This is a genomic window from Bradyrhizobium sp. (assembly GCF_004799405.1).
In the GTDB taxonomy this organism is placed as follows: Bacteria; Pseudomonadota; Alphaproteobacteria; order Rhizobiales; family Xanthobacteraceae; genus Bradyrhizobium.
The window spans coordinates 35814-56211 of record NZ_SSMW01000002.1; the positions used below are offsets into that span (position 1 = coordinate 35814).

Annotated in this window: 15 protein-coding genes; 11 read left to right on the forward strand and 4 right to left on the reverse strand. The window is 63.6% G+C overall.

Annotated elements, in window-relative coordinates:
* Positions 1–60: 60 nt before the first annotated feature.
* Positions 61–1569 (reverse strand): sensor histidine kinase, encoded by a 1509-nt coding sequence (locus E7813_RS00445; protein WP_291570059.1) that lies wholly within the window; start codon positions 1567–1569, stop codon positions 61–63.
* A gap of 148 nt (positions 1570–1717) precedes the next feature.
* Positions 1718–2956 carry a serine hydrolase domain-containing protein gene (locus E7813_RS00450; RefSeq protein ID WP_291569761.1) on the reverse strand — a complete coding sequence of 413 codons (1239 nt, stop codon included), beginning with the start codon at positions 2954–2956 and terminating at the stop codon, positions 1718–1720.
* A 134-nt stretch (positions 2957–3090) separates the two neighbouring features.
* On the opposite strand from E7813_RS00450, the gene E7813_RS00455 reads away from it, so the two are divergent.
* From E7813_RS00455 to E7813_RS00485, 7 genes are all read left to right on the forward strand, one after another.
* Positions 3091–4005 carry an intradiol ring-cleavage dioxygenase gene (locus E7813_RS00455; protein ID WP_291569763.1) on the forward strand — a complete coding sequence of 305 codons (915 nt, stop codon included), beginning with the start codon at positions 3091–3093 and terminating at the stop codon, positions 4003–4005.
* Positions 4006–4323: 318 nt separating this feature from the next.
* Positions 4324–5703: an MFS transporter gene (locus E7813_RS00460; protein ID WP_291569764.1), complete on the forward strand. Its 1380-nt coding sequence runs from the start codon at positions 4324–4326 to the stop codon at positions 5701–5703.
* 77 nt (positions 5704–5780) lie between these two features.
* Positions 5781–6206: a globin family protein gene (locus E7813_RS00465; RefSeq protein ID WP_291569765.1), complete on the forward strand. Its 426-nt coding sequence runs from the start codon at positions 5781–5783 to the stop codon at positions 6204–6206.
* Between the two features lie 9 nt (positions 6207–6215).
* A complete protein-coding gene (locus E7813_RS00470; RefSeq protein WP_291569767.1) occupies positions 6216–7433 on the forward strand; it encodes an FAD-dependent oxidoreductase in 1218 nt (405 codons plus the stop codon).
* A gap of 21 nt (positions 7434–7454) precedes the next feature.
* Positions 7455–10205 carry a nitrate reductase gene (locus E7813_RS00475; protein WP_291569769.1) on the forward strand — a complete coding sequence of 917 codons (2751 nt, stop codon included), beginning with the start codon at positions 7455–7457 and terminating at the stop codon, positions 10203–10205.
* A gap of 148 nt (positions 10206–10353) precedes the next feature.
* On the forward strand, positions 10354–11211 hold the full coding sequence (locus E7813_RS00480; RefSeq protein ID WP_291569771.1) for an aldo/keto reductase: 858 nt from the start codon (positions 10354–10356) through the stop codon (positions 11209–11211).
* A 222-nt stretch (positions 11212–11433) separates the two neighbouring features.
* The gene (locus E7813_RS00485) at positions 11434–12378 is read left to right on the forward strand and encodes a DMT family transporter (protein WP_291570061.1); all 945 of its coding nucleotides are present in this window, start codon (positions 11434–11436) and stop codon (positions 12376–12378) included.
* Positions 12379–12420: 42 nt separating this feature from the next.
* Here E7813_RS00485 and E7813_RS00490 read toward each other — a convergent pair whose 3' ends face one another.
* On the reverse strand, positions 12421–12882 hold the full coding sequence (locus E7813_RS00490; RefSeq protein ID WP_291569773.1) for an Lrp/AsnC family transcriptional regulator: 462 nt from the start codon (positions 12880–12882) through the stop codon (positions 12421–12423).
* Between the two features lie 135 nt (positions 12883–13017).
* Here E7813_RS00490 and E7813_RS00495 point away from each other — a divergent pair, with 135 nt between their 5' ends.
* The 3 genes from E7813_RS00495 (at position 13018) to E7813_RS00505 (ending at position 18332) form a co-directional block, all read left to right on the forward strand.
* Positions 13018–15387: a transketolase gene (locus E7813_RS00495; protein WP_291569774.1), complete on the forward strand. Its 2370-nt coding sequence runs from the start codon at positions 13018–13020 to the stop codon at positions 15385–15387.
* A 287-nt stretch (positions 15388–15674) separates the two neighbouring features.
* Positions 15675–17105: an aldehyde dehydrogenase family protein gene (locus tag E7813_RS00500; RefSeq protein WP_291569776.1), complete on the forward strand. Its 1431-nt coding sequence runs from the start codon at positions 15675–15677 to the stop codon at positions 17103–17105.
* Between the two features lie 102 nt (positions 17106–17207).
* Positions 17208–18332 (forward strand): mandelate racemase/muconate lactonizing enzyme family protein, encoded by a 1125-nt coding sequence (locus E7813_RS00505; protein WP_291569778.1) that lies wholly within the window; start codon positions 17208–17210, stop codon positions 18330–18332.
* Between the two features lie 2 nt (positions 18333–18334).
* On the opposite strand, the gene E7813_RS00510 is transcribed toward E7813_RS00505, so the two are convergent.
* Positions 18335–19303 carry an SMP-30/gluconolactonase/LRE family protein gene (locus E7813_RS00510; RefSeq protein ID WP_291569781.1) on the reverse strand — a complete coding sequence of 323 codons (969 nt, stop codon included), beginning with the start codon at positions 19301–19303 and terminating at the stop codon, positions 18335–18337.
* A gap of 91 nt (positions 19304–19394) precedes the next feature.
* Between E7813_RS00510 and E7813_RS00515 the strand changes: the two genes are divergently transcribed.
* Positions 19395–20213: an NAD(P)-dependent oxidoreductase gene (locus E7813_RS00515; protein ID WP_291569783.1), complete on the forward strand. Its 819-nt coding sequence runs from the start codon at positions 19395–19397 to the stop codon at positions 20211–20213.
* Positions 20214–20398: the final 185 nt, after the last annotated feature.

Below are 20398 nucleotides of genomic sequence, written 5' to 3' on the forward strand. Positions count from 1 at the left end.
TCGTTCGACGCAACCCCGAGCATCAATCCGGATTCGGTTGCGCGCCAACGAACGCTGGCGCTAGCTCTCGTCTTCAAGCGAGCAGGTCACGGTGTAGACCACACCATGGGGCAGGAAATCGACGGTGGCCTCGCCGCCGAGCTGGTCGCGTGCGCTGCGTTCGATCAACCGCGACCCGAAGCCGCGCTGCACCGGAGCGACCACGTGAGGACCGCCGGACTCGGCCCATATCAGCCGCAATTTTTGCCTGGAATGTTCCGCGATGATTTCCCAATCCAGCCTGACGGTGCCGGTGTCATTCGACAGCGCGCCGTATTTTGCGGCGTTGGTTGCGATCTCGTGCACGATCATCGACAGCACGACCGCCAGCCGCGGCGACAGCGGCACCTTCGGTCCGGACATGCGGATTCGTTCCGGATTGTTGAGCCGATAAGGTTGCAAGACGAGGTTAATCACGTCCTGCAGTTCCGAGCCGCGCCATCTCTCCTGGCTCAGCAGATTGTGTGCCTCCGCCAGCGCGCCAAGCCGGCCTTCGAACGTCTCGCGCTCGGCCTTGGTGGCGCTTCGGAAGGTCTGCACCGCGATCGCCTGCAGGATCGCCAGCGTGTTCTTGACGCGATGATTGAGCTCCTCGATCAAGAGGTCATGGAGCATCTCGCCGCGGGCGATCGTCGTTGCCATGCGCACGGCAAAGGCAAGGCCGATCAACAGCAGGACGCCGCCGATCACGCTGGTGATCGCAAGATTGCGCCACAAGGGATCGACGAGCGAACCCTCGGCGATGCCGGCGGCCACCGTCCAGCCGGTGAGCGAGGATCGCGCAAACGTCGTGATTAGCGGCACGCCCTCCAGCGAGACCGTCGGAAGCGTCGCCTCGGTGGCATGCAACATCCCGGCGTACAGCGACGGCGAGGCGCGCTTGCCGATCGTCTCCTGCGGGTTCGGCACGCGGGCGAAATTGATGCCATCGCCGTCGAATATCGAGATGGTCCAGTTCGGGCTCGGGCGCTGCTTTTCGATAATGGCCTGGAAGATATCGATCGGCGGGGTGAACGAGATGTCATAGATGACGTTGCCATCGCGAAACACCGGGACTTCGACTGTCACGATCAGCCGCTTGCTCACCGCGCCGAGGAACAGATTGGAGTATTGCGGACTTTTTGTCGCGAACACCTTCTCGACCATGTCGCGGTTGTTGCGGGGAGGCAGGCTTGCGGTGTCGGTGGTGATCGACGAGAACAACTGCCGGCCATTGCGGTCCGCCACCAGCACCACGCCGCCTTCGCCATACTGATCGAGGAAACCGCGGGCGATGCGGCGGAACGGTTCGAAATCGCCGTCGCGCAGCGAATCGGTCAAGGACAATACCTGCAGCGCCCCGGCCATGCGCTGAACCTCGGCGTCGAGCACGAGACGGATGCTGCGCACGGTTTCGAGCGCGCGCTGTGAGGCGTCCCTGCGGTCCTGTTCGTAGTCGTTGAAAACAATGACAGCCGCAAAGACGATCAGCGGCAGCGTGGTTCCCGCAACCAGAAGGGCTAGACGCACTGGCAGTGAGGGTTTTGGCACGCGGGTCCCGAACGGATACATTGGTCGCGATGGCGCCAGATCGGCCGGAGCATAGGAGAAGCGCCGGGATTCCGCCAAGGATTTCCGGTCGCCGGGGCCGGTTCCGCCACGCGCCTCGGCGCCCGGTGCCGGGCGCTGTGCGGTTCCCCTAAAGGTTGCTGTCGCTGATCGCGGCGTAAACCATCGTGCGCAACTCGCGCCGCACCGGATAGGCGCTCGACGGCAGCACCTGGGTCATGAAGACGGTGATCAACTCTTCGGCGGGATCGACCCAGAATGATGTGGTCGCAGCACCGCCCCAGGCATATTCGCCGGCGCTGCCCGGAATCAATGTCTGTGCCGGATTCATCGTGACCGAGAAGCCGAGACCGAAGCCGATGCCGTTGTAGGACGCCTCGGAGAACAGCGACCGCGACATTTCCGGCAGGTCGCGTCCGCCGGGCAGGTGATTGGACGTCATCAGCGCCAGCGTCTTTGGTCCGATCAGCCTGACGCCTCCGAGTTCGCCGCCGTTGAGCAGCGCGCGGCAGAAGGTGAGATAATCGGCCGCGGTCGAACACAATCCGCCGCCGCCGGAGATGAACGATGGAGGGCTAAGGAAAGAACTCGTGGCCGGGTCGTCCTGCAGCGTGATGCCGCCCTTGTCGGCCGAATAACAGGCCGCCAGGCGATGGGCTTTCTCCGGCGGCACGAAAAAATCGGTGTCGTTCATGCCGAGTGGATTGAAGATGCGTTCCTTGAGGAATTGCTCGAACGGCTTGCCGCTGATTTTGCCGACGAGATAACCGATGACGTCGGTGGAAACAGAATAATTCCACGCCTCGCCCGGCGAAAATTCCAGCGGAATCTTGGCAAGGTCATCGATCATCGATTGCAGCGTTCCCGCCTTCTCAACCTCGCCGATTTTCATTTCGCGATAGGCGGCGTCGACATTGGACCGCTGCTGGAAAGCGTAGGTCAGGCCGGAGGTGTGGCGCAAAAGGTCGACGATCAACATCGGCCGCGAGGGCGGCCTGGTCAGAAACGCCGGCGCAATGCCGGCCTGAAACACGCCGAGGTTCTTCCATTCCGGGATGTATTGGTGAACGGGCTCATCGAGCGCGACGCGGCCTTCCTCGAGCAGCATCATGAAGGCCACGCTGGTGATCGGCTTGGTCATGGAATAGATGCGAAAGATCGTGTCGTCCCTGACCGGTGCCTTGCGCTCGACGTCGGCGAAGCCTTGCACCGTGCTGTGGACAATCTTGCCACGGCGATAGACCACAAGCCGGGTTCCCGGAAAGCGGCCGGCATCGATGTATCGCCGCTTCAGGTGATCTTCGAGACGGTCGAAGGCGGCCTTGGACATGCCGGCGGATTCGGGCGGGGCGGGGGACGGGGCGAGCATCGAGAGGGTCTCCGGAATTGGCGGGGTTAAGCCCTGATAGCCGAAAAGTGTGTTCTGTTCCAATCGCGGCCCGCTTACCCCGGCCCGGGGGCTGGTGTAGGCTTGACGCACAGTCGCATACAGGACAGCCCGCCATGCCTCAATTCAACGACACCGAACTTACCGAAGCCGTGATCCGCAGCTTCGAGGAGACGCCGAACCCCCGCGTCAAATTCCTGCTGGAGGAACTGGTGAAGTCGATGCACGACTTCGTGCGCAAAACCGATCTCACCCTGGACGAGTGGATGTACGCGATCGATTTCCTCACCCGCGTCGGCCAGAAATGCACGCCGACCCGGCAGGAGTTCATCCTGCTGTCGGACGTGTTCGGGGTTTCGATGCTGGTTGACGCGGTCAATCATCGCGAGCGCGAAGGCGCCACCGAGACCACGGTGCTCGGCCCGTTCTATGTCGGCGAGCACAAGCAGATGCCGCATGGCACGGATGTTTCACCGCCCGGTCATACCGGAGAGCGGATGTTCGTGCAGAGCCGCGTCACGGATCTGAAAGGCAAGCCGCTAGCGAACGTCCCGGTCGACATCTGGCACGCCGACGACGACGGCTATTACGACTCGCAAAGGCCGGGCTATTTGACGGAGGGGCCATCGTTGCGCGCCCGGTTCGTCACCGACGCCGATGGCCGGTTCTTCTTCCGCACTATCCTGCCATGCAGCTACCCGATTCCGACCGACGGTCCGGTCGGCCAGATGATCATCGAGACAAGGCGTCATCCGATGCGGCCGGCCCATGTGCACTTTCTCGTCAACGCGCCGGGTTACGAACCGCTGATTACCCACGTCTTCATCGAAGGCGACAAGTATCTCGACTCCGACGTGGTGTTCGGGGTGAAGGATGAGTTGATTTCGAAGATCGAGCACCATATCGATGGCGTGATGCCCGACGGCAAGCCCGCCAAAGGGCCCTGGCATTTGATGACTTATGAATTCCACTTAAGGCCCGGCGCCGGTGCTGCGCCGAAGCCGATGATGGCGGCAACCGAAGCTGCCTGAAAAAGGCTGGTCGAAGCACATGCCCATTTATTGTGCGGCGCACAAGAAATAAGCGAATCGCAAATTTTAGATGCGGTCGCCGCTCCGGGCCGATGTCCGGCGGTACCTATAACTATTTATAGATAAAAGACTTTTTGCGCTGCGGTAGCTTGGCACAAAGCTTGAATAGTTTGTGCTGACGCCATCGAAGCCGTCGATCGAAACCAATCATCCGAGTCGTGACACCGCAAGGACTGGGGCCTCCCCAGCGTGCCTCCCTGCGTTCGCGCGCGATCCCCGGATCACAGCGGCTTACGGCCCTTCAGAAAGGAATCTCTAATGAGCAACGACCCGACCTGGATTTCAGATTGGAGACCGGAAGATGAGACATTTTGGAATTCGACGGGCAAGACTGTCGCCCAGCGCAATCTGATCTGGTCGATTGTTGCCGAGCACATCGGATTTTCGGTCTGGCTGATCTGGAGCATCGTCGCAACCAAACTGCCGGCGGCCGGCTTCCACTACACCACCGACCAGTTATTTCAATTGGTGGCGATACCGGGATTGATCGGTTCGCTGATGCGGTTTCCCTACACGTTCGCCGTGACCACGTTCGGCGGCCGCAACTGGACCATCTTCAGCGCCGCCGTCCTGTTCATTCCGACCTTCGGGCTCGCCTATTTCGTCAGCCAGCCCGAGACGCCGTTCTGGCTGATGCTGCTGGTGGCTTCGACGGCAGGTCTCGGCGGCGGCAACTTCGCCTCGAGCATGGCCAATATCTCCTTCTTCTATCCCGACCGCATGAAGGGCTGGGCGCTGGGTCTGAACGCCGCCGGCGGCAACATCGGCGTCAGCAGCGTCCAGTTGCTGACACCGATCCTGATGGGCGTCGGCCTCATCAACCTCTATCAGGCGACCCCGGTGACGGGCGTCTATCTGCAGAACGCCGGACTAATGTGGGTGTTGCCGCTGATCGTCGCGATAGCGGGCGCGTTTTTCTTCATGAACAACCTGACCTCGGCCAAGTCCTCGTTCAAGGACCAACTTGCCATCGTCAAGCGCAAGCACACCTGGATCATGGCTTTCATCTATATCGGGACGTTCGGCTCCTTTATCGGTTACTCAGCGGCGTTTCCGCTCTTGATCAAGACGCAATTCCCGGCGGTGACGATTGCGATTGCGTTCCTCGGACCGCTGGTCGGCTCGCTGTCGCGTCCGCTCGGCGGCCTGCTCGCCGACAAGGTCGGCGGCGCGATCGTCACGTTCTGGAATTTCATCGCGATGGGTACGGCCACCATCGGTGTCCTGTATTTCGTCGGGATCAAGGACTTCACCGGCTTCCTGGTGATGTTCCTGATCCTGTTCGTGACCACCGGCGTCGGCAACGGATCGACCTACCGGATGATCCCCTCGATCTTCCGCGAGGAGAATCTGCGCAAGGCCAGGGGCGGCGGCGAAGCCGGCAAGGCGCTGGCGTTGAAGACGGCCGGCATCGAGAGTGGCGCCGCGCTCGGCTTCATCGGCGCGGTCGGCGCCTGCGGCGGTTACCTGATCCCGAGCGGCTTCGGCAAGTCGATCGCCATCACCGGCGGTCCGGCGCTGGCGCTGGAAATCTATCTGGCGTTCTACGCGGTTTGCCTGGCGCTGACCTGGTGGTTCTACCTGCGCCGCGCTCCCGCGGCGGCCGGCGTCGCCAGCCTCGCCGAAGCGCGGGTGTGAACGCTTGAACGGAACGGCCCCGCCCGGCGCGCCGGGCGGGGGGAAATGCAAGCGACAGCAACAGGCAGGAGGCAAGCATGACACCCGACCAGGTCGCACTCGTGCAGCAGAGCTTTGCCAGGGTGGCGCCGATTTCGGAGCAGGCGTCCGTATTGTTTTACGATCGCCTGTTCGAGGTCGCGCCCTCGGTGAGGGCGATGTTTCCCGCCGACATGACCGAACAGCGCAAGAAATTGATGGCGATGCTGGCGACGGTGGTGGGCGGCCTTGCCAATCTGGAGTCGATCCTGCCGGCCGCCGGCGCGTTGGCCAAACGCCATGTGGGCTACGGCGCCAAACCGGAGCACTATCCCGTGGTCGGCGGCGCGCTGCTGTGGACGCTGGAAAAAGGACTTGGCGAAAGCTGGACGCCGGAAGTCAAGGACGCGTGGACCGCGGCCTACGGGACGCTGTCCGGCTTCATGATTGCCGAAGCCTACGGCAGCGCCGAAGCCGCAGAGTAAGGACGCGCCGTGAGCGAACCGCTGGTCGTGGTCGGTAATGGAATGGCCGCCGCGCGTCTGGTCGACGAACTGGCGAAAGTGGCGCTCGGACGTTATGCCATCGCCGTCATCGGCGACGAACCGCGGCTCGCTTATAACCGCGTGCTGCTGTCGTCGGTGCTTGCGGGCGAGACCGCGTCGCACGACATCGAACTCAAGCCCGCGACGTGGTGGCGCGACCGCGGCGTTACCCTGAAATACGGCTGCGTCGCCACCGAGATCGACGTCGGCCGCCGCGAGCTCAAGATCGCGCATGAAGAGAGCATCGCGTTTTCCAGGCTGGTGCTAGCCACCGGCTCGACGCCGCTGCGGCTCGACGTGCCCGGGGCCGGTCTCGCCGGCGTGAATACCTTTCGCGACAGCAGGGACGTCGATCTCCTGCTGGCGCTGGCGGCGCAGAAGAAACGCGTTGTCGTGGTCGGCGGTGGATTGCTCGGGCTTGAGGCCGCCTATGGTCTCGCCAAGGCCGGCGCGCCGGTGACGCTAATCCACCTGATGGACCGGCTGATGGAGCGCCAGCTCGATGCGCCGGCGGCAGAACTCCTGAAATCGCTGGTCGAGCGCAAGGGCATCGAGGTCCTGCTCAATGCCAACACCGCGCGCCTGCATGGCGAGCAGCATATCGAAGGCGTCGAACTCGTGGACGGACGCCGGATCGAGGCCGACGCGGTGATCTTCGCGGCCGGCATCCGGCCGAATATTGCGCTCGCCAGGGACGCCGGCATTCCGGTCAATCGCGGCATCGTCGTCGATGAACATCTGCAGACCGGCGCGCCGGATATCTTCGCGCTCGGCGAATGCGCCGAGCATCGCGGCATCTGCTACGGCCTGGTTGAACCCGCCTACGAGCAGGCGGGCGTCCTGGCCCGGCATCTGGCGGGCGCAGCCTCCGCCTATAACGGCAGCGTGGTTGCGACCAATCTGAAAGTCTCCGGCGTCGCGGTATTTTCCGCTGGCGACTTTATCGGCGCGGACGGAAGCGAAGCCATCGTGCTCAGCGACGTCAGGCACGGCACCTACAAGAAGCTGGTGATAGCGAATGGCCGGCTGACCGGTGCGGTGCTGGTCGGCGATACTACCGATGCGTTGTGGTATCTCGGCCTGATCCGCAACCAGAAGCCGGTCGCGGCCATTCGCGCCGACATGATGTTCGGCCGCGTGCTCGCCGTTCCGTCAAGAGCGGCGTGACGCGATGGCCGGATGCCTGACATGACGTCGATCGATCCCACGCAGAGTTTGTCATCGGGCCGCGCACCGCGCGGACCCGTGGGCACCACGCGCACGACCTGCCCCTACTGCGGCGTCGGCTGCGGCGTGCTCGCGACGCCGGATCGCGGTGGAGGTGCGGCGATCGCCGGCGATCCGGAACATCCCGCCAATTTCGGACGGCTATGCTCGAAGGGCTCGGCGCTCGGCGAAACACTCGGGCTTGAAGACCGGCTGCTCCATCCGATGATCCGCTGCAGCAAGGGCATCATGGAGCGGGTGGCCTGGACCGATGCGCTCGATCACGTCGCGCATCGTTTCAAGCATATCGTCGCGCGCGATGGCCCGGATTCGGTGGCGTTCTATCTCTCCGGCCAGTTGCTGACGGAAGATTATTACGTCGCCAACAAGCTGATGAAGGGGTTCATCGGCAGCGCCAATGTCGACACCAATTCGCGGCTGTGCATGGCCTCTTCGGTCGCCGGCCACCGCCGCGCGTTCGGCGCCGATACCGTGCCCGGCTGCTATGAAGATCTCGACCAGGCCGACCTGCTGGTGCTGGTCGGCTCCAACGCGGCGTGGTGCCATCCGGTCCTGTTCCAGCGCATGCTTGCCAACAAGCAGACGCGCGGCGCGCGTATTGTCGTGATCGATCCGCGGCGGACCGACACCGCCGGGGATGCCGACCTGTTTTTGGGATTGAAACCGGGCACCGACACCGCGCTGTTTGCTGGACTGCTGGTGCATCTCGCCGACAGCGCCGCGCTCGATCATGGCTACATCGAACGTCATACTTCCGGTTTCGACGAGGCATTGGCGCGGGCACGCGGCATCGCTGGCAGCGTTGCCGCGACCGCGCTGGCGACAGGACTTTCCGAATCCGATGTTGCCGGCTTCTTCCAGATGTTCGGCACTACGCCGCGCGTGGTCACGCTGTATTCGCAAGGCGTCAACCAGTCGGCGCAGGGCACCGACAAGGTCAACGCCATCCTCAATTGCCATCTCGCCACGGGCCGGATCGGCAAACCGGGCGCCTCGCCGTTTTCGCTGACCGGACAGCCCAATGCGATGGGCGGGCGCGAGGTCGGCGGCCTCGCAAACCAGCTCGCCGCCCATATGGCGTTCACGCCGCCGGATATCGACCGGGTGCGCCGGTTCTGGAAGGCGCCGCGCATCGCCACCCATGAAGGGCTCAAGGCCGTCCAGATGTTCGAGGCGATCGCGCGCGGCGAGATCAAGGCGCTGTGGGTGATGGGCACCAATCCGGCGGTATCGTTGCCGGATGCCGACGCCGCGCGCGCCGCGCTGAAAAAACTCGAACTGTTCGTGATCTCGGAAAACGTGCGCTCCAACGACACCGTGAGCGCCGGCGCGCATGTGCTGCTGCCGGCGCTGGCCTGGGGCGAGAAGTCCGGCACCGTGACCAATTCCGAACGGCGCATTTCGCGGCAACGCGCGTTCCTGCCGGCGCCCGGCGAGGCCAGGCCGGACTGGTGGATCGTCGGCGAAGTGGCGAAACGACTGGGCTTCGGTTCGGCGTTCGATTTCAAATCGGCGGCGGACGTGTTTCGCGAGCATGCCGGCCTGTCGGCGTTCGAGAACAATGGCGGTCGCGATTTCGATATCGGCGCGCTGCAGTCGCTGTCGGACGAGGCGTTCGATGCGATGACGCCGGTGCTGTGGCCGATGCGTTATGGCGATATCCAGCCGCAGCAGCGCTTCTTTGCGGAAGGCGGGTTTTTCGCCAACGACCGCAGGGCGCGCTTCGTCGCGCCCGAGATTCCGGCGTTGCGGACCGAGACCACTGCCGGACGGCCGCTGCGGCTGAATACCGGCCGCGTCCGCGACCAGTGGCACACCATGACCCGCAGCGGCATGAGCGCGCGGCTGGGTCAGCATCTGCCGGCGCCGTTCGTCGAGATACATCCTGCCGACGCCTTGAGGTCTGGTGTCACCGACGACGGCTTTGCGCGCGTCGTCACCGATTACGGACAATGCATTCTCAAAGTTGTCGTGAGCGAGCGGCAGCAGCGCGGCATGCTGTTCGCGCCGATTCACTGGAGCGAGCAGAACGCGTCCGCCGCGCGCGTCGGTGCGCTGGTGGCGCCGTTCACCGATCCGTTTTCCGGCCAGCCCGAGAACAAGGCCACGCCGGTGACGATCGTGCCCTATGAATACGTCTTTCGCGGCTTCGTGCTGTCGCGCACCCACCTCGAATTGCCGCCGCATGTCTGGTGGACGCGAGTCAGCGTCACCGCCGGCTACGGCTATCTGCTCGCCGACAATGCCGACCTGGCGCGATGGCAACCATGGCTGCGATCCTTTGCCGGCAGCGATCTCGCCGAATACCGGGATTTCGGCGGCGGGGTTTATCGCGCGGCGTCGTTTGCGGAAAACCGTATCGAGACCTGTCTGTTTGTCGGTCCAGCGCATGACGCGGGCGACTGGGGTGTGGTCAGGAACCTGTTCGCTCAAGCTGCGCTCAGCGACGATCAGCGCCGCATGCTGTTGTCGGGTAAATCGACGGATGGGCTGGCCAGCGCCGGTCCGATCGTCTGCGCCTGTTTCGGCGTCGGCCGCGACACCATCTGCAATGCCATCGGCGCCGGCGCGCGCTCGGCTGCCAAGATCGGGTTGCAGTTGAAGGCCGGCACCAATTGCGGCTCGTGCATCCCGGAATTGAAGCGGCTGATCGCGCAAGCCGATGTGGCCACCCCGGATGCGCCACGCAGGCAAGCGGTGGCCGCGATCTAGCCGCCCCCGACCGTGCCCACGGTCGATTCCCCCGATCCAGCTTCTGAATCCGCCACGGATTGCTTTGCGGAGCCTGTCATCGGGCGCGCATTCGCGCGACCCGTTGGCTCGCAATGACCGGAACAGACGTGTAATCTGCAAGCTTGCGATGGATAGCGAGGCAACTTTGAGGCGACAAGACTTCGGCAGTGGCGGCCCGCAGCTACCCGTGATCGGGCAGGGTACCTGGTATATTGACCGCGGCGATCGCAAAGCTGCCGTCGCCGCCCTGCGCCGCGGCGTCGATCTCGGCATGACCCATATCGACACCGCCGAGATGTATGGCGATGCGGAACTGGTCGTCGCCGAAGCGATCGCCGGACGGCGCGACGATGTTTTCCTGGTCTCGAAAGTGTTGCCGAGCAACGCCTCGCGGCATGGCACCATCACCGCATGCGAGCGTTCGCTGAAACGGCTGAAGACCGACCGGCTCGATTGCTATCTGCTGCATTGGCGCGGATCGTATCCGCTCTCGGAAACCGTTGCCGCGTTCGAGGAACTGGCCGACGTCGGAAAAATCCGAAGCTGGGGCGTCAGCAATTTCGACACCGGCGATCTCGACGAAATGCTCGCGGTTGCGGGTAAAGGCAGGATTGCCTGCAACCAGGTGCTCTATCATCTGCAGGAGCGCGCGATCGAGCACGCGGTCATTCCATGGTGCGTGCAGCAAGGCGTCGCCGTGGTGGCCTATTCGCCGTTCGGTCACCATGACTTTCCGCAGCCGCGGAGCAAGGCCGGCGAGGTGCTGGAAGCAATCGCGAAATCCCATGGCGCATCGCCCCGGCAGATTGCCCTGAGCTTTCTGACGCGCGAACCCTCGGTATTCGCCATTCCAAAAGCCTCAAGCGAGGGGCACGCCGCCGACAACGCGGCAGCCGGCGAGCTTGTGCTCGGTGCTGACGACATCGCCGCGCTCGAGAAGGCCTTTCCCCGCGGTCCGAAACCCCGCGGGTTGCCGATGCTGTAGTGAATTTCTCCAGGGTAAGGAGCGCCGCCCGAGATGGGGCGAATTGGGGGCAGCGCGGCGCTCTGCCGCGCCCAATCGCGCATATCGGCTGCCTGTTTTCGGACCTTGTCGATGACGGCCAATTGTCGTTTTTTGGGCGCTCGCCCGATTCGATAATTCCTGCGCCCGAGCCCAACCGTGACTCCTCCATCCGCCGTAGCCGCCCGGCTGCATAGCGCGCCCTTGCCTTTGCCCGAGAAAAAATCAGCCGACCGACCCGTGCCAGCGCGCGCCGACCGGCCGTTCCGCGGCATTGCGCTGATCCTCGCCTCGACCGTGTTCCTCGGGGCCTCGGATGTGACGGCGAAATATCTGTCGGCGACGTTGCCGTCGATCGAGATCGCATGGATCAGGTTTTCGGTGTTCGCACTGATCATGGTTCCGGCGATGCTGCCGGGAACGCGATTATATGCCCTGCAGACGCAACGCCGCGGCCTGCAGTTGATCCGCGGCGCTGCACTTTTGGCATCGTCGCTGTTTTTCATTTCCGGCTTGCGGTTTCTCCCGATCGCGGAAGCCTCCGCCACCGGTTTCGTTTCGCCGCTGTTCGTCACCGCGCTGTCGATCTTCTTTCTCGGCGAACAGGTCGGCGTCCGCCGCTGGCTCGCGACCGCGGTCGGGTTGATCGGCGTATTGATCATCCTGCGGCCGGGTTCCAGCGCATTTCATCCCGCGGCGTTCTTCCCGCTGGTGTCGGCGCTGGCCTGGGCCTGCACTCTGATCATGACGCGGATGCTGAGCGGCCGCGAACGCGCCATTACCACCATGACCTATTCGTCGATCGCGGGCGTCTGCATCATGTCGGCGCTGGTCCCGACGGTCTGGGTTGCGCCGAGCTGGCAGGCCATTGCCTTCGGAGTTTTCATCGGCATCGCCTCGACCGCGGGGCAGTGGATCGTCGTGCTCGCCTTTCGCTACGCCGACGCCTCCGTGCTGGCGCCGTTTTCATATTCGCAGCTGCTCTGGGTCAGCATCCTCGGATTCATCATCTTTGGCGAAGTGCCTGATATCTGGACCGTGACCGGTGCGGTTTTCATCGTCGCCGGCGGTCTCTACACCGCACACCGCGAGCGCGTCAGGCGCTCGCAGCTCCTGGTGCTCCCGGCCGAGCCGTCGCCCAACCCGTGATCGATCCATCGTCGCCCCGTCGTTCGCCAGGACGACGGACGGTCACACCGGCAGTGCGATCGAATATTTCACCTGGCTCAGCGCAAAGCTCGACTCGATCGAGGCGATGCCGTCGAGCCGCGTTAGCTTGTTTTTCAGGAACGCCTCATAGGAAGACAGATCGGCGGCGACGACGCGCAACAAATAATCGCGGTTGCCGGTCATCAGGTAGCATTCCAGCACCTCGTCCCATTTCGACACCGCCTTGGCGAAACGGTCGAGATCTTCTTCCTTCTGCCGCGCCAGCTTGATCGAGATGAAGACGCTGACGTGCAGGCCGAGCGATTTCTGGTCGACGGTTGCGATGTAGCGCGTGATCACGCCGCGCTCTTCCAGGCGTCTGACGCGGCGGTGGCACGGCGAAACCGACAGGCCGACCTTGTCGGCGAGTTCCTGCATGGTGGCGCGGCTGTCGGACTGCAGCAGGCCGAGGATTTTGCGGTCGATGGCGTCAAGCGGCTGCATTGGAACAAACTCGCGGTTCGGACGGTTGAAGCGGTGTTTTATACCAATAAATGCGGGTATGGAGCGAAAATTTGGGATTTCTGGTGCCGGCAGGCTGGTTAACATCCTGCCGGATTCCTGCGTTGGAGCACCGCGATGGCCATCGAACCCACACGCCTCGAATTGTTGTCCGCGCTGGCCCGAAAAGTGCTCTGGCTGTCGTCGTGGACCATCCATCACGCCAACCACATCCGGCCCAATGCCGACGGGTTGAAAGTCGGGGGACATCAGGCCTCGTCGGCCTCGCTCGCCACCATCATGTCGGCGCTATATTTCTCGGTCTTGAGGCCGCAAGACCGCGTCGCGGTGAAGCCGCATGCGAGCCCGGTGTTTCACGCCATCCAGTACCTGTTCGGCCGCCAGACCCGCGACAAGCTGGAGAATTTTCGCGGCTTTAACGGCGCGCAATCCTATCCATCGCGTACCAAGGATACCGACGACGTCGATTTCTCCACCGGCTCGGTCGGCCTCGGCGTGGCGCAGACATTGTTCTCCTCGCTGGTGCAGGACTACGTCAAGGCGCATGGCTGGATGAAGGACCGCCCCGAGGGGCGGATGATCGCGCTGGTCGGCGACGCCGAGATGGACGAAGGCAACATCTTCGAGGCGCTGCTGGAGGGGTGGAAGCACGGCCTGCGCAACACCTGGTGGGTGGTCGACTACAACCGCCAGAGCCTCGATGCCGTGGTGCGCGAGGGGCTGTGGGAAAAATTCGAATCCATGTTCCGCAATTTCGGCTGGGACGTGGCGATCGTGAAATACGGCCGGCTGATGCAGGCGGCGTTCGCCGAACCCGGCGGCGAAGCGCTGAAACGCTGGATCGATGCCTGCCCGAACGCGATGTATGCGGCGTTGTGCTTTCAGGGCGGGGCTGCTTTCCGCAAGCATCTGCGCGACGAGATCGGCGATCAGGGGGCGGTGTCGCAACTGATCGACAGACGCAGCGACGAGGAATTGCTGGCATTGATGTCCAATCTCGGCGGCCACGACATGACCAGCATGATCGAGGCATTCGAGTCGATCGACCACGACCGTCCGGTCTGCTTCATCGCCTATACCATCAAGGGTGTCGGCCTGCCGTTCCAGGGCCACAAGGATAATCACGCCGGGTTGATGACGGTCACCCAGATGGAGAAATGGCGCTCGGCGCAGAACATCCGGCCGGGGCATGAATGGGAAAAATTCGAGGGATTGTCGCAGCAACCGGCGGCACTGGAGGCGTTCCTGGCCGATGTGCCGTTCAACCGCGACAGCCAACGCCGCCTGACCGCTGGGGTCATCGACGTGCCACAGCAGCTTTCGTTCAAGCCGTCACCGCAGATGTCGACGCAACAGGGTTTTGGCCTCGTGCTCAACGAACTTGCGCGCGGCGACAGCGAGTTGGCCTCGCGGATCGTCACGGCATCGCCCGATGTCACGGTGTCGACCAATCTCGGCGCCTGGGTCAACCGCCGCGGGCTGTTCGCGCGCGCCGAGAAGGCCGATCTGTTCCGCAGCGAGAAGATACCCTCGACCTTCAACTGGGATTTTTCGCCGAAGGGACAGCACATCGAGCTTGGCATCGCCGAGATGAACCTGTTCATCCTGATGTCGGCGCTGGGGCTGTCGCATGCCATCAACGGCGAACGGCTGCTGCCGATCGCAACCTTGTACGATCCCTTCATCCAGCGCGGGCTCGATGCGCTGAACTATGCCTGCTATCAGGATGCGCGTTTCATGGTGGCGGCGACGCCGTCAGGCATCACGCTGGCGCCGGAAGGCGGCGCGCACCAGTCGATCGCGACGCCATTGATCGGCATGGCGTTGGATGGGCTCGCCTCGTTCGAGCCGGCCTTTGTCGACGAACTCGCCGTCATCATGGGCTGGGGCTTCCGGCACATGCAGCGTGAGGGCGCGGGGGAGGGCGGCTCGGTCTATCTGAGGCTGTCGACCCGCAACTTGGAGCAGCCGCAGCGGATGATGACGCCCGATCTGCAACGCGGCATTACCGACGGCGCCTACTGGCTGCGCAAGCCGGGACCGAATGCCGAAGCTGTGATCGCCTATACCGGCGCGGTGGTGCCGGAGGCGATCGAGGCCATTGGGCTCTTGGGCGAAAGCCGCCGGGATATCGGCCTGCTGGCGATCACGTCGGCCGACCGGCTGCATGCGGGGTGGACCGCGGCGCGGCGGATGCGCCGCGACTGGCGCGGGTTGCCGCATCTCAGCCATATCGAAAAGCTGCTGATGCCGCTGCCGCGCGACTGCGGCATCGTCACCGTGATCGACGGACACCCTGCAACCCTCGGCTGGCTCGGCAGCGTACGCGGTCACCGGGTGGAGGCGCTCGGCGTCGAGCATTTCGGCCAGACCGGCAGTATCGACGAGCTCTACCGCCACCACGGCATCGACGCCAACGCCATCCTCGACGCCGCCGAGAGCCTCACGGCGGGCGCACCGGTGCGGCACCGGAAGATGGCGGTTTGATCTGTCGTCCCGGCGAACGCCGGGACCCACAATCCGTAGCGATAGTTGTTCTAGAAGGTCGCTATCGTCAGCGATAAAACGTGAGGACACGGGCGTCTGGGTCCCGGCGTTCGCCGGGGCGACGGAGCAGCGTCTTGCATCGGTCACACCAGCGACTTTAATATGCTGCGTCCGCTGCAGTGCGGTGTCCCGCATATGGCGGGTTCATTTTCCGGAGGTTTCGTGCAAGGATGCTTGCCGAACGCTCTGTTCCCCCTCCAATTGCCCCTGAAATCAAGAGGTTTACGATGGTCAACCGCATGCAATTCTACATCGATGGCGCCTGGGTCGATCCGGTCGTCAAGAAATCCATACCCGTCGTCAATCCGGCGACCGAAGAAGCGATGTACGAGGTTGCGCTGGGCTCCAAGGCCGACGTCGACAAGGCGGTGGCCGCCGCCAGGCGCGCCTTCGAGACCTTCTCGCAGACCAGCCGCGAAGAGCGCGTCGCGCTGCTCGAAAAGATCATCGAGATCTACAAGACCCGCATGAAGGACATCGGCGCCGCCGTTTCCGACGAGATGGGCGCGCCGCTGCCGATGGCTGAGCGGCTGCAGGCCGGCGCCGGTCTCGGCCATATCACCAATACGCTCGAGGTTCTCAAGACCTACCACTTCGAGGAGCCGCTCGGCTCGGCGATGGTGGTGCGCGAGCCCGTCGGCGTCATCGGCATGATCACGCCGTGGAACTGGCCGCTGAACCAGATCGCCTGCAAGGTGGCGCCGGCGCTGGCCGCCGGTTGCACCATGATCCTCAAGCCATCCGAATTCACGCCGTCGTCTGCGCTGATCTTCGCGGAAATCCTGCATGCGGCCGGCGTGCCGAAGGGGGTGTTCAACCTGATCAACGGCCTCGGCCCTGAAGTCGGTGCGGCCATGAGCGAGCATCCGGATATCGACATGATCTCGTTCACCGGCTCGACCCGCGCCGGCATCGACGTCGCCAAGCGCGCCGCGCCGACCGTCAAGCGCGTCAGCCAGGAACTCGGCGGCAAGTCGCCGAACATCATTCTGGAAGGCGCCGATCTCGCCAAGGCCGTCACCGGCGGCGTGATGCACATGTTCAACAACTCCGGACAATCGTGCAATGCGCCGTCGCGGATGATCGTGCCGCTGTCGAAGATGAAGGAAGTCGCCGCCATCGCCAAGGGCGTCGCCGACAAGACCAAGGCCGGCGATCCCCGAGCCGAAGGCACTACCATCGGTCCGGTGGTGTCCCGCATCCAGTGGGACAAGATCCAGAAGCTGATCCAGAAGGGCATCGAGGAAGGTGCAACCCTGGTGACCGGCGGCCCCGGCTTGCCGGAAGGCGTCAACAAGGGCTTCTATGTTCGTCCGACCATCTTCGCCGATGTCACCAACGACATGACGATTGCGCGCGAGGAAATCTTCGGGCCGGTGCTGACCATCCTCGGCGCCAAGGACGAGGAAGACGCCGTCAAGATCGCCAACGACACGCCGTACGGTCTTGCCGGTTACGTCTCCGCCGACACGGTTGAGACTGCGCGCCGGGTCGGCCGCAGGATCCGCGCCGGCAATGTCAACCTGCAGGGTGTTCCCAACGACCGCTCCGCGCCGTTCGGCGGCTACAAGCAGTCCGGCAACGGCCGCGAATGGGGCCGTTACGGCATGGAAGAATATCTCGAAGTCAAGGCAGTCGCCGGCTTCAACGCCGCGTAATCGTCAGCGCGCTGTCGCAAGCGCCGGGACGGGGATGATCCCGTTCCGGCGTTTTTGCGTTTTGGGGATGACGCGTGGAGAGGGATTGCGTAAATCACGAATATGACTTCTGCCTTCAAGATCCGCAGCCTGCAGGCGTTCTGCTACCGCTATCCGCTGACGACGCCGGTGGTGACCTCGTTCGGCGAGATGCGCGACCGACCCGCGGTGTTCGTCCGCCTCGAGGATGACGACGGCCAATGCGGCTGGGGCGAGTTGTGGTGCAATTTCCCGGCCGTCGGTCCCGAGCATCGCACGCGCCTGATCAACGAAATGCTGGCGCCGATGCTGGCCGGGCGCGCGGTGACCCATCCTTCCGAAGTGTTCGAGGATTTGAGCGCCGCGACTTCCGTGCTGGCGCTGCAGTCGGGTGAGCCCGGCCCGTTCGCGCAGGCGATCGCCGGCATCGATATCGCGCTGTGGGATTTGTTCGCCAAGCGCGCAAAAACGCCGCTGTGGCGGCTGCTCGGCGGCGCGTCGGGGCGCATGCGCGTCTATGCCAGCGGCCTCAATCCGACCGGCAGCGTGGCGATGGCGGAGGCGGCGATGCGCCGCGGCCATCGCGCTTTCAAGCTGAAAATCGGTTTCGATCCGGAACGCGACCGCGCCAACCTTCGCGAACTGCGAAAGCTCGCCGGCGATGGCTTTCTCGCCACCGACGTCAATCAGGGCTGGTCGATCGAGAAGGCGCTGCAATTGGCCCCGCCGCTGGGAGATTTCAGGCTGGCCTGGCTGGAAGAGCCGCTGCGCGCCGACCGTCCCTGGAGCGAATGGCGCCGCCTGCAAGAGGGCTCAACGCTTCCAATAGCCGGGGGTGAAAACATCGCAGGCCGCGAAAATTTTGCGGCGGCGCTGAAAGAAGGCGTCTTGAGCGTCGTTCAGCCGGATGCCGCCAAATGGGGCGGCATCACTGGCTGCATCGCGGTGGCGCGCGAAATCGTTGCCGCAAAGCGCATCTATTGCCCGCATTTCCTCGGCGCCGGCATTGGTCTATTGACGTCGGCGCATCTGCTTGCGGGCAGCGGCGGTGGCGGGTTGCTGGAGGTCGACAGCAACGACAACCCGCTGCGCCAGCAGTTCTGCGGCGCGATCGCCGACATCAAAGACGGCGAGATCGTGCTGCCGGAAACACCGGGTCTAGGCATCGAGCCGGATATCGCGGCAATCGAGAAGTACAGGACGATGTAGGCCTATCCCCCGAGCGCGCCCTGGGTGTTGACATAGAGCGCATAGATCGACTGGCTCGCGGCCATGAACAGCCGGTTGCGCTTCAATCCGCCGAAGCACAGATTGGCGCAGCGTTCGGGCAGCGCGATGCGGCCGATCAGGACGCCGTCGGGCGCGAACACCACGACGCCGTCGAGTTCGGGATCGCCCATGCCCCAGCCGCACCACAGGTTGCCGTCGATGTCGGCGCGCATGCCGTCGGGGGTGCCGGGGCCGGCGTCGACAAAGACGCGTTTGTTGGAAACCGTGTCGCCGCTTGCCGATACGTCGTAGGCGAGGATCTTGCGGGTCGGCTCGCCGCGGGATTCGATGACGTAGAGGATTTTTTCATCTGGCGAGAAACAAAGGCCGTTGGGGCCGAGCACGCCGGTGCGGACGATCGTGGCCTTTCCAGTCTTGCCGTCGATCCGGTAGACGTTCATGTCGATCTCGGGTTCGGCCTTGTAGCCCTCGTAGTTGCCGAGCAGGCCGAAAATCGGATCAGTGAACCAGATCGAGCCGTCGGATTTCACCACCACGTCGTTCGGCGAGTTCAGCCGTTTGCCTTCGAAATTGTCCATCAGCACCGTGATCGAACCGTCATATTCGGTTCGCACCACGCGGCGTCCGCCATGCTCGCAGCCGATCAGGCGGCCCTGGCGGTCGCGGGTATGGCCGTTGGTGAAGTTCGACGGCTTGCGGTAGATGCTGACCGCGCCGGTTTCCTCTTCCCACTTGATGATGCGGTTGTTGGGAATGTCGCTGCACAACAGGTAGCGTCCGTCGCCGACCCACACCGGCCCCTCGGCCCAGCGCAGCCCCGTGGTCAACCGTTCCACGGCGGAGAGTTTCAGCCAGTATTTTTCAAAGCGTGGATCGAGGGCATGGATCGCCGGATCGGGATAACAGGTCGCCGGCTGCCAGCCGGCGCGGGGGGATTTTGTCTCGGACATTTGCTGTTCTCGTTGTTGCGTTTCCTCGCGTTCTGGTTTGCTATCATTGTCGGCCAAGGACCGCAAATCGGTCGCAGAAACGAGGGAAGAAATGCCACGCATATTGATGACCGGCGCATCGGGGGGAATCGGGACGGCCTTGCGCAAATTGTTGCCGCCGATTTATCCGGACCTGCTGCTGAGCGACCGCGAGGCGCCCGCCGAGCTTGGTCCGATAGAGAAGTTCAAGGCGGCCGAACTGTCCGATCTGGCGCAGGTCGAGGCGATCTGCGACGGCGTCGACGGTATTTTGCATTTCGGCGGATTTTCGGTCGAGGGTCCGTGGGACGCGATCCTGCAGTCCAACATCATCGGCTGCTACAATCTGTTCGAGGCCGCGCGCAAGAAGGGCGTCAAGCGCATCGTGTTCGCCTCGTCGAACCACGCGGTCGGGTTCTATCCGCGCCATCACCGCATCGGCACCGACGTGACGGCGCGGCCGGACAGCCGCTATGGCGTCAGCAAGGCGTTCGGCGAGGCGCTGGGCGCACTCTATGCCGACAAGCACGGTCTTGGCGTCACCTGCATCCGGATCGGCAATTTCGGCGACAAGCCGCTGGATCATCGCCGGCTCGCGATCTGGCTCAAGCCCGAAGACCTGGTCCAGCTCTGCCGGATCGGGCTCGATCATCCGGGCATTGATTTCGAGATTTTCTATGGCGCGTCTTACAACGAGCGCGCCTGGTGGGACAATCACCGCGCCTACGATCTCGGCTATCGCCCGACCGGCCGCGCCGAGGATTTTCGCGAACACGCCATGGCCGAACAGGCGAGGCTTCGGCCCGATCCGGTCGGCGATTTCTACCAGGGCGGCGCGTTCTGCAGCATGGAGTTCGACGGCGACGCCGGCAGGATCGTGGACTGGAAATAACGATCAAAGTTTAAGCCCAAGCTTGAAGTATTGCTTCGAGATTGCGACAACGACGGTGAGCACCCTCTCCCCTTGTGGGAGACGGTTGGGGTGAGGGGTCACGGTCTATCGATGGACCTTAATCCCTCACCCGGATCGCATCTAACGATGCGATCCGACCTCTCCCACAAGGGGAGAGGTAGTTG

What these genes read in the sequence shown, in the direction of transcription:
- E7813_RS00450 (WP_291569761.1), bottom strand. Translation starts at nt 2,956, where the DNA reads ATGCTCGCCCCGTCCCCCGCCCCGCCCGAATCCGCCGGCATGTCCAAG.
- E7813_RS00455 (WP_291569763.1), top strand. Translation starts at nt 3,091, where the DNA reads ATGCCTCAATTCAACGACACCGAACTTACCGAAGCCGTGATCCGCAGC.
- E7813_RS00460 (WP_291569764.1), top strand. Translation starts at nt 4,324, where the DNA reads ATGAGCAACGACCCGACCTGGATTTCAGATTGGAGACCGGAAGATGAG.
- E7813_RS00465 (WP_291569765.1), top strand. Translation starts at nt 5,781, where the DNA reads ATGACACCCGACCAGGTCGCACTCGTGCAGCAGAGCTTTGCCAGGGTG.
- E7813_RS00475 (WP_291569769.1), top strand. Translation starts at nt 7,455, where the DNA reads ATGACGTCGATCGATCCCACGCAGAGTTTGTCATCGGGCCGCGCACCG.
- E7813_RS00480 (WP_291569771.1), top strand. Translation starts at nt 10,354, where the DNA reads ATGGATAGCGAGGCAACTTTGAGGCGACAAGACTTCGGCAGTGGCGGC.
- E7813_RS00490 (WP_291569773.1), bottom strand. Translation starts at nt 12,882, where the DNA reads ATGCAGCCGCTTGACGCCATCGACCGCAAAATCCTCGGCCTGCTGCAG.
- E7813_RS00495 (WP_291569774.1), top strand. Translation starts at nt 13,018, where the DNA reads ATGGCCATCGAACCCACACGCCTCGAATTGTTGTCCGCGCTGGCCCGA.
- E7813_RS00500 (WP_291569776.1), top strand. Translation starts at nt 15,675, where the DNA reads ATGGTCAACCGCATGCAATTCTACATCGATGGCGCCTGGGTCGATCCG.
- E7813_RS00505 (WP_291569778.1), top strand. Translation starts at nt 17,208, where the DNA reads ATGACTTCTGCCTTCAAGATCCGCAGCCTGCAGGCGTTCTGCTACCGC.
- E7813_RS00510 (WP_291569781.1), bottom strand. Translation starts at nt 19,303, where the DNA reads ATGTCCGAGACAAAATCCCCCCGCGCCGGCTGGCAGCCGGCGACCTGT.
- E7813_RS00515 (WP_291569783.1), top strand. Translation starts at nt 19,395, where the DNA reads ATGCCACGCATATTGATGACCGGCGCATCGGGGGGAATCGGGACGGCC.